Genomic DNA, 15,652 nt, shown 5'->3' on the forward strand with positions numbered 1-15,652 from the left:
ACGGTTCCCTGTGCGAATTGAGTTGGACCTGTGAGCCCTGAGTGTAGGGCAAGCGGCCACTATCTTCCCTATGTGGGAGCAACGCTTGCTCGCGATGCAGGCGCCTTGCTTCCCAGGGAGACCGCGTTATCTTCATCGCGGGCAAGCCTTGCTCTCACAGCGGGGATAAATCCCCTCGCCACAGGTGCTGCCACAACTACTTCTGCTCGCTCTGTGGCGTAACCCGCAGCACTTCCTCGACTGTGGTCAAGCCAGCCGCCACCTTTTGTGCCCCCGACAAGCGCAGGCTGCGCATGCCTTCCTTGAAGGCCTGGCGGCGCACCGCCAACAGGTCGGTGTCGGGGTGGATCAAGGCCTTGACGCTGTCGGTCAGTTGCATGATTTCGTAGACGCCGGCGCGGCCGCGGTAACCGGTGTCGCGGCATTCCAGGCAACCGACGGCTTGTTGGGCATTGCTCGGCAGCGGTGCCTGCCAGGGCCGGGTCAGGGTCTGCCAGTCATCTTCATCCAGGGTCAGGGGGGCCTTGCACTGCGGGCATAGGGTGCGCACCAGCCGCTGGGCCATGACCCCGAGCACGGTGGCCTTGATCAGGTAATGGGGCACACCCAGCTCCAGCAGGCGACTGATGGCGCTCGGCGCGTCATTGGTGTGCAGCGTCGACAGCACAAGGTGCCCGGTGAGCGCCGCCTGGATCGCCATTTCAGCGGTCTCCAGGTCGCGGATCTCGCCGATCATGATGATGTCCGGGTCTTGTCGCATCAGTGCCCGCACCCCGGCAGCGAAGCTCAGGTCGATGTTGTGCTGGACCTGCATCTGGTTGAAGGATGCCTCGACCATTTCAATCGGGTCTTCGATGGTGCAGAGGTTCACTTCCGGCGTCGCCAGTTTCTTGAGGGTGGTGTAGAGGGTGGTGGTCTTGCCGGAACCGGTAGGCCCGGTTACCAGGATGATGCCGTTGGGCTGGCGGGTCATGTCCTGCCAGCGGCGCAGGTCGTCGGCGGAGAAACCGAGCTGGTCGAAGTCCTTGAGCAACACTTCCGGGTCGAAGATCCGCATGACCATTTTTTCACCGAACGCCGTGGGCAAGGTCGACAGGCGCAATTCCACTTCGCCGCCGTCCGGGGTCTTGGTCTTGACCCGGCCGTCCTGGGGTTTGCGTTTTTCCGCGACGTTCATCCGCCCCAGGCTCTTGAGGCGGCTGACGATCGCCATCGTGACCTGCGGCGGGAACTGATAGACGGTGTGCAGCACCCCGTCGATGCGAAACCGTACGGTGCCCTGCTCGCGGCGCGGTTCGATGTGGATATCACTGGCGCGCTGCTGGAAGGCGTACTGGAACAGCCAGTCGACGATATTGACGATGTGGGCGTCATTGGCGTCCGGCTCCTGGTCGCTGGCACCCAGGTTGAGCAACTGTTCGAAATTGCTCAGGTTGCTCGGCTGCTGGTCGACCGTGGTGGCGCCGCTGACCGATTTGGCCAGGCGATAGAACTCCACGCTCAAGCGCTGGATGTCCACCGGGTTGGCGACCACCCGCTTGATCGGCAGCTTGAGCACGTGGGTCAGGTCGGCTTCCCAACTGCTGACGTAAGGTTGCGCGCTGGCGACGGTGACGGCGTCACGATCGACCGCCACCGCGAGGATCTTGTGACGCTGGGCAAAGGCATAGGACATCAAGGGCGTCACGGCCGCGACGTTGATTTTCAACGGGTCGATGCGCATGTAGGGCTGGCCGGCCTGCTGGGACAACCATAGGGTCAGGCTCTCCAGGTCCAGGCGCTTGCCGGGGCGGCTGAGGTCGTCCAGGTGCTGGTTGGCGATGAACTCCAGGGGATGCAACTGGGCATTGGCGCTGTGGCGTCGGCGGGCGTTAAGCGCGGTTTCGGCTGAATCCTGGCTGATGAAGCCCTGGGCGACCAGTTGGCGCAGCAGATCGTTGAGGTCCAGCCAGCGGTCCTGAGTGGCGTGTTTGGTGGACATGCGGGTTCCTATTGGACAATTGCAGCAAAGCCGCGATACAGACGCTTCGGCGTCCTCGCTCGGTGTGCAAAAGAATAGTCCCGACCCTATGGACCGTTGGGCCACTACCCGACCAATGCGTTGCGAAATCTTGCCCGTGGAGGTTCATCCCGCTGCTTGGGCCGGCCCAACCCGTGCAATATCAGCATCTTGCAGGTCCACCGAGCAGACGCTGATCAAGTTACGTAATTTTTCCGCGATGACTTGGGCACGGTGCCAGCTCAGCCCGTCCATGACGATGTCCAGCGACAGCAGATCGTCGAGGCGCTCGACATGAACCTGCTGCGGCGTCAGGCCCTGCAAGGCAAACAGGTTCAACGCCCGGCACAGTAAATCCGGCTCGGCTTCGGCCAGCAGTTGGTACCGCGCCCGGCAATGGGTATTGGCGGCGTGCCAGGCATCGGCGCGGGTCGGGGCAAGGGCAACGGCTTCGAGTGGGGGCATGTTCGGTCTCCTTGGGGGCGGGAGAAATATTTACATGCGTCGTGGGGTATTTCTTATCTAAGATGCGTGAAATTGGCGGTGTTTCGAATTGCCTGATTCTCTAAATCAATCATTGTGGGTTTGATTATGCATAGCGAGTTGGACGCCTACGACCGCAGGATACTGGCACTGCTGCAAGAAGATGCCTCGCTGTCCAGTGCGCAGATCGCCGAGCAGGTGGGTTTGTCGCAATCGCCGTGCTGGCGGCGGATCCAGCGGATGAAGGAGGAGGGCATCATTCGTGGTCAGGTGACGCTGCTGGATCGCAAGAAAATCGGCCTCAATACGCAGATCTTCGCCGAAATCAAACTCAACGCCCATGGACGTTCGAATTTCACCGAGTTCACCGAGGCGATTCGCGGCTTTCCCGAGGTGCTGGAGTGTTACGTGCTGATGGGCTCGGTGGATTTCCTGCTGCGCATCGTCACGGCGGATATCGAGGCCTATGAGCGATTCTTTTTCGAGAAGCTGTCGATGGTGCCGGGGATCCAGGAGGTGAACTCGATCGTGGCGCTGTCGGAGATCAAGTCGACGACGAGTTTGCCGGTGGTGCGCTGAGCTGTCCTGCGGTGTCTGTGCTGGCCACATCGCGAGCAGGCTCGCTCCCACAATGGATCTTCGGCAAATAGAGATCCCATGTGGGAGCGAGCCTGCTCGCGATGGCGATGTTACAGACGCAGCAAAGTCTTCCAAGCCCGATTCTGGTAAACCGCAATCGCCTGTTGCTTGCGTGCATCCAGCGTTTCGTCGGTGATCGGCTGGTTGGCCAGTTGCGCCAGTTTGTTCAACTCGCCGTAGAGGCGGTCCATTTCCGGGATCTCCAGCACATGACGGGCGTGGTGGAGCCAGGCCTGGATGCGTTCGATGCGCGGCAGTTGCTCGGCGAGGTCTTCCGGCTGCTGCTGATAGCGTTGCAATTGCAGGGACGAGGACTCTTCGCCCAGCAGGCGCGACAGCCAACTGCCCAGTTGCGCCGCGCCCTGGCGATTGCCACGGGTGTTGCGCTCGGCGGCCCAACTGCGAGCCAGCAGCCAGCGTGAGGTGTTGAGGGAAAACAGGCCCCAGCGCGGGTCTTGCAGCTCTTCGAGGAACTGTTCCGGCGCGGCCTTGCGCACGTCTTCATCATCCAGGCCGGCCTGGACCAGCGGGCGCCAGTCTTCCAGCAACGCGTCCAGGGCCAGGCGCAAGTCGTGGGTCGATTGGCGCGGCGCGGCCTGGCCGAGGCTGCTGAGCAGGGCGCGCAGTTCGGCGAGGTTTTCCACCCAGTCCTGCAACAGGCGCCAGTGGCCGTTGAAGCGGTATTGCTCGGCCAGGCGCTGGCTGCTGCCGAGCAAATGCCAGCTCAGCGCGGCGAAGGCGTCGTCCAGCGGCGTTTCGGCGGTCAGTTGCGGGGCCGGCAGGCTCAGGGCATAGCTGCCTGCGTCATACAGGCGATAGCCACGCTCGGCCTTGCTGATGTCGCAAGGCATCAACGGCAGGGTCGCGGCCAGTTCGGCTGCCAGTTCCAGCAGGGCGGCGGGTTCGCCTTCGCGCAGCTCCAGCTCCAGCTCGCAGATCTCTTCCTTCTGCTTGCCGACCACGACATGGCCCAGGTCCAGGGCGGCTTCGATGACCACCTTGCTTTTGCCACGGCCCCAGGCGATTTCAGCGCGTTCGCGAACGAAATCGGTGGTGAAGATGGCCTTGAGGGTTTTCTTGTCCAGTTCGGTCAAGGCCTCGGGCCAGCATTCGCCGTCGAGCTTCTTCAGGTCGAGCTTGGCCTTGGGCAGGTGCCAGTCGTACTCATTGCGCTCGGACAGGCCGGCGACGCTCTGGCCGCGGGTCTTGAGGGTCTGGATCACGTCTTCGCCGTCGCGACGCAAGCGCAGGGCGACCTTGGCCCGGGCCAGGTCACGCTCTGGCGTGTCGAAATACTGGTTCATCAGTTCGTGGCGTTCCCAGCCACTCTTGTTGCGTTTTTTCAGCAGCGGATGCTCGCGCAAGGCTGCCAGGGTCTCGCGGCTGACGCGGAGTTTGATTTCGGTTTCTTTCTGCATGGCCGGAAAATCCAGGGATCGGGTGTGCAGCCGGGGGAAGGTGTGGCTGCCAAGGTCGTGCAGTGTACAGGACTCGTCCACCCTAGGTGCTGCGGCGGTTTATTCCTTGCGCCAGATGGTTCTATGATGGACATCAATCTGTAAGCCCGGAGTCAGCGATGCCTTTGCCGTCCATGAAAGATCAATTCGCTGCCCTGATCGCCGCGCCTTCGGTCAGTTGTACCCAGCCTGGGCTCGACCAGTCCAACAGCACCGTGATCGAGCTGTTGGCAGGCTGGCTCACGGAGCTTGGGTTCTCCTGCGATATCCAGCAGGTCAGCCCGGGCAAGTTCAACCTGCTGGCCAGTTTCGGCAGCGGTCCCGGCGGCCTGGTGCTGGCGGGTCACAGTGACACCGTGCCGTTCGACGCCGCGCTTTGGCAGACCGACCCGTTGAAGCTCACCGAGGTCGATGGCCGTTGGGTCGGCCTGGGCAGTTGTGACATGAAGGGTTTTTTCGCCCTGGTCATTGAAGCGGTCAAGCCGCTGCTGGACCAACCGTTCAAGCAGCCGCTGCTGATCCTCGCCACCTGCGACGAAGAAAGCTCCATGGCCGGCGCCCGGGCCCTGGCCGATGCCGGACGACCACTGGGGCGCGCGGCGGTGATTGGTGAACCGACCGGCCTGCGGCCGATTCGCCTGCACAAAGGCGTGATGATGGAGCGCATCGATATTCTTGGGCGCAGCGGTCATTCCTCCGACCCGAGCCTGGGCCACAGCGCGCTGGAAGCCATGCACGATGCCATGGGCGAACTGCGTGGCCTGCGCCTGCAATGGCAGCGTGAATTCCGTAACCCGCAGTTCACCGTACCGCAGCCGACCCTGAACTTCGGCTGCATCCACGGCGGCGACAATCCCAACCGGATTTGCGGGCAGTGCTCCATGGAATTCGACCTGCGGCCCTTGCCCGGCATGGACCCGCAAGTGTTGCGTGCGGCGATCCAGCAGAAGCTCGACCCCATCGCCGAGCGCCATAAGGTCAAGATCGACTACGCCCCGCTGTTCCCCGAAGTGCCGCCGTTCGAGCAGGTCGAGGACTGCGAACTGGTACGGGTGGCCGAGCGACTCACCGGCCATCGAGCCGAAGCAGTGGCGTTCGGCACCGAAGCGCCTTATCTTCAGCGCCTTGGCTGCGAAACCCTGGTACTCGGTCCCGGCGATATCGCCTGTGCCCACCAACCGGGCGAGTACCTTGAAATGTCACGTTTGCTACCTACCGTACAGCTGTTGCGGCAGTTGATCGGTCATTACTGTCTGACGCCGGCCACGGCCGGTTAAATTGCGCCCTTGCGGGCCCGTATTCATCACATGAGGAGAGCGCGCGTGTCGCCAAGCCTGTTCCGACGATAACCACCAGCCCGTTGTGCGTTCTGTTTCGTCTTTTTTTGGCTGTTATTTATTACAGGTCCAGGTTCATGCCCGAATACGTCAATTGGCTTCGTCACGCTTCGCCCTACATCAACGCCCACCGCGATTGCACCTTCATCGTCATGCTGCCCGGCGACGGGGTGGAACACCCTAACTTCGGCAATATCGTCCATGACCTGGTGCTGCTGCACAGCCTCGGCGTGCGCCTGGTGCTGGTCCACGGTTCGCGCCCGCAGATCGAGGCCCGCCTCGCTGCACGGGGGCTGACGCCCCATTATCACCACGGCATGCGCATCACCGATGCCGCCACACTGGAATGCGTGATCGATGCGGTCGGCCAACTGCGCATCGCTATCGAGGCACGCCTGTCCATGGACATGGCGTCCTCGCCCATGCAGGGCTCGCGGCTGCGGGTCGCCAGCGGCAACCTGGTCACCGCACGTCCCATTGGTGTGCTCGAAGGCGTGGATTATCACCACACCGGTGAAGTGCGTCGGGTCGATCGCAAGGGCATCAATCGCCTTTTGGACGAACGCTCCATCGTGCTGCTGTCGCCGTTGGGATATTCACCCACCGGGGAGATCTTCAACCTCGCCTGCGAAGACGTCGCCACCCGGGCGGCCATCGACCTGGCGGCCGACAAGCTGCTGCTGTTCGGGGCCGAGCAGGGGCTTATCGGTGAGGACGGGCGGCTGGTTCGCGAATTGCGTCCGCAACAGGTTCCGGGCCATATGCAGCGCTTGGGTAGCGACTATCAGGCCGAACTGCTGGATGCGGCGGCCCAGGCCTGTCGTGGCGGTGTCGCGCGCAGCCATATCGTCAGTTATGCCGAGGACGGTGCGCTGCTGGCTGAGCTGTTCACCCGCGATGGCAGCGGCACGCTGGTGGCCCAGGAGCAATTCGAAGTGGTACGCGAAGCGGCCATTGAGGATGTCGGCGGGCTGCTGGACCTGATCAGCCCGCTGGAAGAGCAGGGGATTCTGGTGCGTCGCTCCCGCGAAGTGCTGGAGCGCGAGATCGAACAGTTCAGCGTGGTCGAGCGCGAAGGCATGATCATCGCCTGTGCGGCGCTGTACCAGATCGCCGATTCGGATGCCGGGGAGCTGGCCTGCCTGGCAGTGAACCCGGAGTACCGCCACGGTGGCCGGGGCGATGAGCTGCTGGAACGGATCGAAACCCGGGCCCGCGCCCAAGGGCTCAAGACGCTGTTCGTACTGACGACCCGGACTGCCCACTGGTTCCGCGAACGCGGTTTCGAGCCCAGCAGCGTCGACCGTCTGCCGGCCGCGCGGGCGTCGCTCTACAACTATCAGCGTAATTCGAAGATCTTCGAAAAAGCGCTCTGAGCGACCCGTCTAAAAACCCGTGCTGCCGCGGTCTTCTTGATTTCAGACAATGAGCGACTAGTCTGGGAGGGCTCAAGATCGCGGCATGTACGAGCGTTGGTACGCCTGACCACCGTTGCGACGAAACACGCTTCAGGATTCCTCAACGGCGCCGATAAGCCTTGTCTCGGCTTGATGACGCTTTGATGGCAACCATATGTCGAAAAGAGCTGAAAACTGTTGAAACAATTCTTTTTGGAATTATAGAGAATCCATTATCCTGCGGACCGGTGTAGTGGGGGTTAGACCATAGTCGTACTCACAAATGGTTACGATTGACTTGTCAGTCACGGTCTGGCGCTAATCGCGCATCCGCGGAATCCGGGCGTTCGATCCGGAACCAAAGACACACAAGAATTAGAAAACGAGAGGAGCGAAGCATGAAGAAGTCCACCTTGGCCCTGGCTGTGGCCGTTGGGGTTTTGGCGCAGCAGGCAGGCGCCGCTGGTTTTATCGAAGACAGCAAAGCGTCTGTCAGTTCCCGCACCCTTTACTTTGATAACGATAACCGCGAAGGCGGCAATGACCAGCGTGAGACGGCCACTGGCCTGAAGTTCGACTACAAGTCCGGCTTCACTCAAGGTGTTGTTGGTTTCGGTATCGATGCCCAGGCACTGGTCGGTATCCACCTCGATGGCGGCAAAGGCCATCACCCGGATAACAACTCCTTCGTTCCAAGCGATTCAGATGGCTCTGCCGTACACAACTGGAGCCGTCTGTCTGGCAACGTGAAGGCGCTTTTCTCCAAGACCGAAGCCCACCTGGGTGGTGCCCTGGCGCCTAACCTGCCGATCCTGGTCGCCAGCGACGGTCGTCTGCTGCCGCAAACCTTCGAAGGTGGCACCATCACCTCCAAGGACCTGGACAACGTGACGTTCAACGCCGGTCAGCTGGAACACGCCGTGGGCCGTGCGGGCAGCAACAGCACAGGCTTGGCAGTGGCCGGTGGTACTGAGGACAGCAACCAGTTCCGTTATGCCGGTGCCGACTGGAAGGTCACCAAGGACCTGACGCTGCAGTACTACTACGCCAACCTGCAGGATTACTACAAGCAGCACTTCCTGGGCGCAGTACATGTTTTCCCGATCAGCGAAGGCCAGTCCTTCAAGACTGACCTGCGTTACTTCGACAGCAGCTCGGATGGCCGCAACGGCGATGCGGGCTATCGCTTCAACAACAACGGTGGCTATGCCAAGAACCCAGGCGAGGTCGATAACAAGACCTGGAGCGCCATGTTCACTTACACCCTGGGTGGCAGCGCGTTCCTGTTGGGTCACCAACAAGTCGGTGATGATGGTGGCTTCGTCTACCTGAACCAGGGCAGCCTGCTCAATGACGCCGGTCGTAACGAAGGCGCGGGTGGTTCCAGCTTCTACCTGTTCACCGACAGCATGATCAACGCGTTTGTCCGTGCCGGTGAAAACACCACCTTCGGTCAATACTCCTACGACTTCACGGCTTTGGGTGCCCCAGGCCTGAAGGCTTCGATTGCCTACCTGCACGGTGATGACATCAAGTCGGCTACCGGCGGCAGCGACTCGTCCGAGTGGGAACGTGACATGCGCCTGGACTACGTCGTCCAGCAAGGCCCTCTGAAAGGCTTCGGCACCACCCTGCGTCACGGTACATACCGTGGCAGCAGCACCGGTATTGCCGACCAGGATCAGACCCGCCTGATCTTCAACTACACTTACAACTTCATGTAAGACGTAGCGAAGTAAAAAAGCCCCGCCCGGCAGCACGCCGGGCGGGGCTTTTGCGTTTTTGGCTCAACGAGCCGGAGCTCGCTTTATACCTTGGACTCCAGCGCGTCCTTACGCAGAATGAATGCGCTGAACGCTAGAAAATCATCCAGATGTCCGGTGATGATCGCGACCATGATCGGCAGTTGCAGGGCTTGGTAGTCATGCACGGCGATATTCCTGAAACCCACCATGTTCTTCAGGTTTTTCACCAGACCCTCTTGCATCCAGCCCCCTTGGAAAAGCAACTCGAATGTATCGCGGGCACTTTGCGGGACACCCAGTCGTTCACGGCGAATCAAATGCTGTCCCATATCCAGTGCCGCTTCACACGCACGCTGAATGTTCAGGACTGCCGAATCCTGGCGAGTGAAGTCGGTGGCAAACGTAGCGGGATCCTTCTCGTATTCCTCCCGTACCCTGGCGACGCAACGTTCGATACTGGCGGCTTTATTGATCAGTACGTCATCGGCCATACACGCTGCCTTCTTCCTGAATATCCTTGAGCAATCCCGCCCGAGCTTCATCGAGAGCGGTTTTTTCGCTGAGAATGAAACACTCGAACAATCCCGCCTGTACGTCTCTGGCCCAGAGTCTCTGGCCTCGGGTCACGATCTGGTATTGCATGACGGTCGTTGCCGCGCGTAGATCGATCAGATCCACCGGACTGCCGGCGATATCCGCCAAATCACCTGAAAGTTGCCATAACGACACAGGATCAACTTCGCCGGACAAGAGCACAGCCAAATCGACATCACTGTCAGGCCCAGCGGTGCCCTGTGCATGGCTACCGAACAGGTAAACCGCCAGCAGTCCAGGGAGATGGTTTTGCAGATGAGTCAGCAAGGCTTGAGTGTTCATCCTGCCTATCCTAGCCGCTCGTCCTGAAATCGCCTCAATAATTTCCGTAGTGTGGGTACAAAACAAAAAAAGCCCCGCCCGGCAACACGCCGGGCGGGGCTTTTACGTTTTCGAGTCGGGCCCACCCCTGTAGCCTTCCTCGAAACTTCTCCTCTTTCAGCAACTCGAGGCCTTCTCGAAACCTCGGAATCGATCTTGGGCCGGTATGCGGAATGGTGCCAGTGAACAGTTTTTTATATTCACTAAAGATCTAGATAAATGGATATTTATTCTTTTTAAAGCAATCAAAACCGGTGCAAAGTTGGGCTCACAACAACCTCATCCAGGAGCCGCACCATGAGCCTCAGACTTGGCGACATCGCCCCCGACTTCGAACAGGATTCCAGCGCCGGCAAGATTCGCTTCCACGAATGGCTCGGCGACAGCTGGGGTGTGCTGTTTTCCCACCCGGCGGACTTCACGCCGGTATGCACCACCGAGCTGGGCCTGACCGCCAAGCTCAAGGACGAATTCGCCCAGCGCGGGGTCAAGGCCATTGCTCTTTCGGTGGACCCGGTGGACTCGCACCACAAGTGGATCGAGGACATTAACGAGACCCAGAACGCCGTGGTCAATTTTCCGATCCTGGCTGATGCCGACCGCAAGGTGTCGGACCTGTACGACTTGATCCACCCCAACGCCAGCGACACCTTGACCGTGCGTTCACTGTTCGTGATCGATCCGAACAAGAAGATTCGCCTGACCATCACCTACCCGGCCAGCACCGGGCGCAATTTCAACGAAATCCTGCGCGTGATCGATTCCCTGCAACTGACCGATAACTACAAAGTCGCCACCCCGGCCAACTGGCAGGACGGTGATGAAGTGGTGATCGTGCCGTCGCTCAAGGATGAAGAGGAACTCAAGCAGCGCTTTCCCAAGGGCTACCGCGCCGTGAAGCCCTACCTGCGCCTCACCCCGCAGCCCAATCGCTGACGCAAAACCTGAACCTGTGGGAGCGAGCCTGCTCGCGATAGTGGTCTATCAGTCGACATCGCTGCTGGCAGATCCGACGCCATCGCGAGCAGGCTCGCTCCCACAAAGGGATTTCTGTGCACCAAGGGTTTTGGCCGTTCCGACGGCCTTTTTTAATGCCTTGAATAAGGCAATTTATATATCTCTATATCGAATAACCAAATGAATAAATATGATTTAAAGATATATGAATCCCCTGTTATGGTTTGACCCATGCAGCGAGATCGCCCGCCGCGAATCGCACGTGACAGTTAAGGAATGGTAGGCATGTTGGTCGTCTCACTTGGTGGCAGTCCCAGCCAACGCTCCCGCTCCGGGGTGCTGCTGGAGCGCTCGCAACGCTGGTTGCAGCAGCAAGGTGTGGAGGTGGTGAGCTATCAGGTGCGCGATTTCCCGGCCGAAGATCTGCTTCATGCCCGTTTCGATAGCCCGAAGGTGGTCGATCTGCTCCAGCAAATCGAAAATGCCGACGGCCTGTTGATCGCCACGCCGGTGTACAAGGCGTCTTTTTCCGGTGCGCTGAAGACCGTGCTGGACTTGCTGCCTGAGCGCGCCCTGGCCCATAAAGTGGTGTTGCCGATGGCAACCGGCGGCAGCATCGCCCACATGCTGGCGGTGGATTACGCCCTCAAGCCAGTGTTGTCGGCGCTCAAGGCCCAGGAAATGCTCCACGGGATCTTTGCCGAAGACAGCCAGATCGCTTATGGCGAAGGCAGCGCCCAGGCGCAGTTGGCGCCGGCCCTGCAACAGCGCCTGGACGAAGCGCTGGAACAGTTTTTCAGCGCCATGGCCCGTCGGCCCAGGCCGCTGGACCCCAGTGTATTGAACGAACGTTTGTTGAGTGCTCGCTGGAGCATTTGAACCCGGAACACCACTGATTCAACTCACCTTACTCAGCCGCCAACGGCCAAGCAGGTGCAGCCAAAACCCCACAGCAAAAAGGGGAGGCGCCATGCGCACTGTCATTTTGCGTCGCGGGCTGGTCGCTCTGTTTGCTGCGGCTGTGTCCCTCGGCGTCATCACCCAAGCCCAAGCCGAAACCTTGCGGATCGGTTATCAGAAGTACGGCACCCTGGTGCTGCTCAAGGCCAAGGGCTCATTGGAAAAACGTCTCGCCGCCCAAGGCGTGGATGTGCAATGGACTGAATTTCCCGGCGGTCCGCAGCTGCTGGAAGGCTTGAACGTCGGTTCCATCGACTTCGGCGTGACCGGTGAAACCCCGCCGGTATTTGCCCAAGCCGCAGGCGCTGATCTGCTCTACGTCGCCTACGAACCGCCAGCGCCTACCAGCGAGGCGATCCTGGTGCCCAAGGGGTCGGCGATCCAGTCGGTGCAAGACCTCAAGGGCAAGAAAGTCGCGCTGAACAAAGGCTCCAACGTCCACTACCTGTTAGTGCGAGCGCTGGAGGATGCCGGCCTCAAGTATTCCGACATCCAGACCGTTTTCCTGCCGCCGGCCGACGCCCGCGCCGCATTCGAACGTGGCAGCGTGGACGCCTGGGTGATCTGGGATCCGTACCAGGCTGCCGCTGAACAACAGTTGCAGGCACGCACCCTGCGTGATGGCAAAGGCATCGTCGATAACCACCAGTTCTATCTCGCCACCAAACCCTATGCGCAAAAAAATCCCCAGGTCATCACGACGCTGGTGGAAGAAGTGCGCGCAGTGGGGGAGTGGTCCAAGGCCAACCCTGAAGACGTGACCAAGCAGGTATCGCCACTGCTCGGCCTACCGGCGGACATCACCCTGACGTCGGTGAAACGCCAAGGCTATGGGGCGTTGTTCCTCACGCCGGAAGTGGTGGCGGCGCAGCAGAAAATCGCCGACAGCTTCTACCAGCTCAAATTGATTCCCAAGCCCTTGAGCATCAAGGACGTGATCTGGACGCCGCCGGCGGCCGTTGCGAAAGCGCAGTAATTCGATTCCTTAGGAGACCACTCCATGAGCCTCAATATTTTCTGGTTCCTGCCTACCCACGGCGACGGCCATTACCTTGGCACCGCTGAAGGCGCCCGCGCCGTCGATCACGGCTACCTGCAGCAGGTCGCCCAGGCGGCGGATCGACTGGGTTTCGGCGGCGTGCTGATTCCCACCGGGCGTTCCTGCGAGGATTCCTGGCTGGTGGCCGCTTCGTTGATTCCGGTGACCCAGCGCCTGAAGTTCCTCGTTGCCCTGCGCCCCGGGATCATTTCCCCGACGGTGGCGGCGCGCCAGGCCGCGACCCTCGACCGGCTGTCCGGCGGACGTGCGCTGTTCAACCTGGTGACTGGCGGCGACCCGGACGAACTGGCTGGCGACGGCTTGTTCCTGGACCACGAGCAACGCTACCAGGCGTCAGTGGAATTCACCCGTATCTGGCGCCGGGTGCTGGAAGGCGAGACTGTGGATTATGACGGTGAGCACATCAGCGTGAAGGGCGCCAAGCTGCTCTATCCGCCGATCCAGCAACCGCGTCCGCCGTTGTATTTCGGCGGCTCGTCGGAAGCTGCCCAGGACCTGGCCGCCGAACAGGTGGAAATGGTGCTGACCTGGGGCGAGCCCCCCGCAGCCGTCGCGCAAAAGATCGAACAAGTGCGGGCCAAGGCCGCGAAGCTCGGCCGTACCGTACGCTTCGGCATCCGTCTGCATGTGATCGTGCGGGAAACCAATGCCGAGGCCTGGCAAGCGGCCGACCGGCTGATCTCTCACCTGGACGACGACACCATTGCCCGCGCCCAGGCCTCCCTGGCGCGCTTCGATTCGGTGGGCCAGCAACGCATGGCCGCCTTGCATGGTGGCAGCCGCGACAAGCTGGAAGTCAGTCCCAACCTCTGGGCCGGTGTCGGCCTGGTGCGCGGCGGCGCCGGAACGGCGTTGGTGGGTGATGGCCCGACCGTGGCGGCGCGGGTCAAGGAATACGCCGACCTTGGCATCGATACCTTCATCTTCTCCGGTTATCCACACCTGGAAGAGTCCTATCGCGTGGCGGAACTGTTGTTCCCGCACCTGGACGTGGAGCGCCCGGAGTTGCCGAAGAGCCAGGGCTATGTGAGCCCGTTCGGTGAAATGGTCGCCAACGATATTCTTCCCAAAGCCGCGTCCCAGAGCTGAGGCGGCCATGAAGAAAATTATCCACAATCTCGCGCCCTGGGCGGTGCCGCTACTATTGCTGGCGGTTTGGCAACTGTCGGTGTCGGCGGGTTGGTTATCCACGCGGATCCTGCCGGCACCCGTGGCGGTGATCGAAGCTGGGGTGAACCTGGTGCGCAGTGGCGAAATCTGGACGCACCTGGCCATCAGCGGCTGGCGGGCCGCGGTCGGTTTCCTGATTGGCGGCGGCATCGGCCTTACCCTGGGCTTTATCACCGGCTTGTCGAAATGGGGCGAACGCTTGCTGGACAGCTCCGTGCAAATGGTCCGGAACGTCCCGCACCTGGCGCTGATTCCGCTGGTGATCCTGTGGTTCGGCATCGATGAGTCGGCGAAGATTTTCCTGGTGGCGCTGGGCACGCTGTTTCCCATCTACCTCAACACCTATCACGGGATTCGCAACGTCGATCCGGCGCTGGTGGAAATGTCCCGCAGCTATGGCTTGTCCGGCTTCAGCCTGTTTCGCCAAGTGATCCTGCCGGGCGCCTTGCCTTCGATCCTGGTGGGCGTGCGGTTTGCCCTGGGCTTCATGTGGCTGACGCTGATCGTGGCGGAAACCATCTCGGCCAGTTCCGGTATTGGTTATCTGGCGATGAATGCCCGGGAGTTCCTGCAGACCGATGTGGTAGTGCTGGCGATTCTCCTGTACGCCGTGCTGGGCAAATTGGCCGATCTTGCGGCCCGCGGGCTTGAGCGAGTCTGGCTGCGCTGGCATCCGGCGTATCAAGTGAACAAGGGAGGTGCCGCATGACCGCCCAACAACCTCCGCGCCTGCTGCGAGGCATTCCGCTGGCGGTGCGCAAGCTGCAAAAAACCTTCGGCTCGCGCCAAGTGCTGCGTGACATCGACCTGCATATCCCGGCCGGGCAGTTCGTGGCCGTGGTTGGTCGCAGTGGCTGTGGCAAAAGTACTTTGCTGCGCTTGCTGGCCGGCCTCGATCAACCCACCGACGGCCAATTGCTGGCGGGTTCGGCACCGTTGAGTGCCGCACAACAGGACACGCGGTTGATGTTCCAGGAAGCGCGATTGCTGCCCTGGAAAAAAATCATCGATAACGTCGGCCTCGGGCTAAAGGGCAACTGGCGTCCCCAAGCATTGCAAGCACTGGAAGCGGTGGGTTTGGCCGACCGCGCCCATGAGTGGCCGGCGGCGCTTTCCGGCGGACAGAAACAGCGGGTGGCCCTGGCCCGTGCGCTGATTCATCAGCCACGCCTGTTGCTGCTCGACGAGCCCTTGGGGGCGCTGGACGCCCTGACTCGTATCGAAATGCAGCAACTGATCGAAAACCTCTGGCAGCAGCATGGCTTCACCGTGTTGCTGGTGACCCACGACGTCAGCGAGGCGGTGGCGATTGCCGACCGGGTGATCCTGATCGAGGACGGCCAGATCGGCCTCGACCTGGCTATCGACCTGCCACGCCCACGGGTTCGCGGCTCTCATCGCCTGGCGAGCCTGGAAACCGAAGTCCTCAACCGAGTGCTGTCCTTGCCCGGCCAACCGCCGGAACCCGAACCCGTTTCACCCTTGCCCACGCAACTGCGTTGGGCGCAATAACTTCATCCAGACAGGAATCGA

General features: G+C 61.0%; 15 protein-coding genes. 10 read left to right on the top strand and 5 right to left on the bottom strand.

What is annotated here, in order from left to right; genetic code table 11:
• Window positions 1–196 precede the first annotated feature (196 nt).
• Both GN234_RS19700 and GN234_RS19705 read right to left on the bottom strand, forming a co-directional pair.
• A complete protein-coding gene (locus GN234_RS19700; RefSeq protein ID WP_109752563.1) occupies window positions 197–1,981 on the bottom strand; it encodes a GspE/PulE family protein in 1,785 nt (594 codons plus the stop codon).
• 144 nt (window positions 1,982–2,125) lie between these two features.
• Window positions 2,126–2,464 (bottom strand): hypothetical protein, encoded by a 339-nt coding sequence (locus GN234_RS19705; protein WP_109752561.1) that lies wholly within the window; start codon window positions 2,462–2,464, stop codon window positions 2,126–2,128.
• 126 nt (window positions 2,465–2,590) lie between these two features.
• On the opposite strand from GN234_RS19705, the gene GN234_RS19710 reads away from it, so the two are divergent.
• Window positions 2,591–3,061, top strand: coding sequence for an Lrp/AsnC family transcriptional regulator (locus tag GN234_RS19710; protein ID WP_109752560.1), 471 nt, complete (start codon window positions 2,591–2,593; stop codon window positions 3,059–3,061).
• 110 nt (window positions 3,062–3,171) lie between these two features.
• On the opposite strand, the gene GN234_RS19715 is transcribed toward GN234_RS19710, so the two are convergent.
• On the bottom strand, window positions 3,172–4,539 hold the full coding sequence (locus tag GN234_RS19715; RefSeq protein WP_109752558.1) for a CYTH domain-containing protein: 1,368 nt from the start codon (window positions 4,537–4,539) through the stop codon (window positions 3,172–3,174).
• A gap of 158 nt (window positions 4,540–4,697) precedes the next feature.
• Here GN234_RS19715 and argE point away from each other — a divergent pair, with 158 nt between their 5' ends.
• The 3 genes from argE to GN234_RS19730 all read left to right on the top strand — a co-directional run bounded on the left by argE (window position 4,698) and on the right by GN234_RS19730 (window position 9,036).
• The gene (gene argE / locus GN234_RS19720) at window positions 4,698–5,855 is read left to right on the top strand and encodes an acetylornithine deacetylase (RefSeq protein ID WP_116833704.1); all 1,158 of its coding nucleotides are present in this window, start codon (window positions 4,698–4,700) and stop codon (window positions 5,853–5,855) included.
• 137 nt (window positions 5,856–5,992) lie between these two features.
• Window positions 5,993–7,291, top strand: a complete 1,299-nt coding sequence (gene argA, locus GN234_RS19725) for an amino-acid N-acetyltransferase (RefSeq protein ID WP_109752554.1) — start codon at window positions 5,993–5,995, stop codon at window positions 7,289–7,291.
• 419 nt (window positions 7,292–7,710) lie between these two features.
• Window positions 7,711–9,036, top strand: coding sequence for an OprD family outer membrane porin (locus GN234_RS19730; protein WP_116833703.1), 1,326 nt, complete (start codon window positions 7,711–7,713; stop codon window positions 9,034–9,036).
• Window positions 9,037–9,119: 83 nt separating this feature from the next.
• Here the strand turns inward: GN234_RS19730 and hepT are convergent, their stop codons facing one another.
• A complete protein-coding gene (gene hepT, locus GN234_RS19735; RefSeq protein ID WP_109752550.1) occupies window positions 9,120–9,548 on the bottom strand; it encodes a type VII toxin-antitoxin system HepT family RNase toxin in 429 nt (142 codons plus the stop codon).
• On the bottom strand, window positions 9,538–9,933 hold the full coding sequence (gene mntA / locus GN234_RS19740; protein WP_109752548.1) for a type VII toxin-antitoxin system MntA family adenylyltransferase antitoxin: 396 nt from the start codon (window positions 9,931–9,933) through the stop codon (window positions 9,538–9,540). Before mntA ends, hepT begins: the two co-directional genes overlap by 11 nt.
• Window positions 9,934–10,269: 336 nt before the next feature.
• Between mntA and GN234_RS19745 the strand changes: the two genes are divergently transcribed.
• The 6 genes from GN234_RS19745 to ssuB all read left to right on the top strand — a co-directional run bounded on the left by GN234_RS19745 (window position 10,270) and on the right by ssuB (window position 15,631).
• On the top strand, window positions 10,270–10,908 hold the full coding sequence (locus tag GN234_RS19745; RefSeq protein WP_024617266.1) for a peroxiredoxin: 639 nt from the start codon (window positions 10,270–10,272) through the stop codon (window positions 10,906–10,908).
• 306 nt (window positions 10,909–11,214) lie between these two features.
• Window positions 11,215–11,808 (top strand): NADPH-dependent FMN reductase, encoded by a 594-nt coding sequence (ssuE, locus tag GN234_RS19750; RefSeq protein WP_063323891.1) that lies wholly within the window; start codon window positions 11,215–11,217, stop codon window positions 11,806–11,808.
• 91 nt (window positions 11,809–11,899) lie between these two features.
• Window positions 11,900–12,865 (top strand): sulfonate ABC transporter substrate-binding protein, encoded by a 966-nt coding sequence (locus tag GN234_RS19755; RefSeq protein WP_109752546.1) that lies wholly within the window; start codon window positions 11,900–11,902, stop codon window positions 12,863–12,865.
• Window positions 12,866–12,889: 24 nt separating this feature from the next.
• Window positions 12,890–14,038 carry an FMNH2-dependent alkanesulfonate monooxygenase gene (gene ssuD, locus GN234_RS19760; protein ID WP_109752544.1) on the top strand — a complete coding sequence of 383 codons (1,149 nt, stop codon included), beginning with the start codon at window positions 12,890–12,892 and terminating at the stop codon, window positions 14,036–14,038.
• A 7-nt stretch (window positions 14,039–14,045) separates the two neighbouring features.
• Window positions 14,046–14,828, top strand: coding sequence for an aliphatic sulfonate ABC transporter permease SsuC (gene ssuC, locus GN234_RS19765; RefSeq protein ID WP_109752542.1), 783 nt, complete (start codon window positions 14,046–14,048; stop codon window positions 14,826–14,828).
• Entirely contained in the window at window positions 14,825–15,631 is an 807-nt protein-coding gene (gene ssuB / locus GN234_RS19770; protein WP_116833702.1) for an aliphatic sulfonates ABC transporter ATP-binding protein, read from the top strand. The genes ssuC and ssuB overlap by 4 nt, the downstream gene beginning before the upstream one ends.
• Window positions 15,632–15,652: the final 21 nt, after the last annotated feature.

The organism is Pseudomonas bijieensis, from assembly GCF_013347965.1.
Lineage (GTDB): Bacteria > Pseudomonadota > Gammaproteobacteria > Pseudomonadales > Pseudomonadaceae > Aquipseudomonas > Aquipseudomonas bijieensis.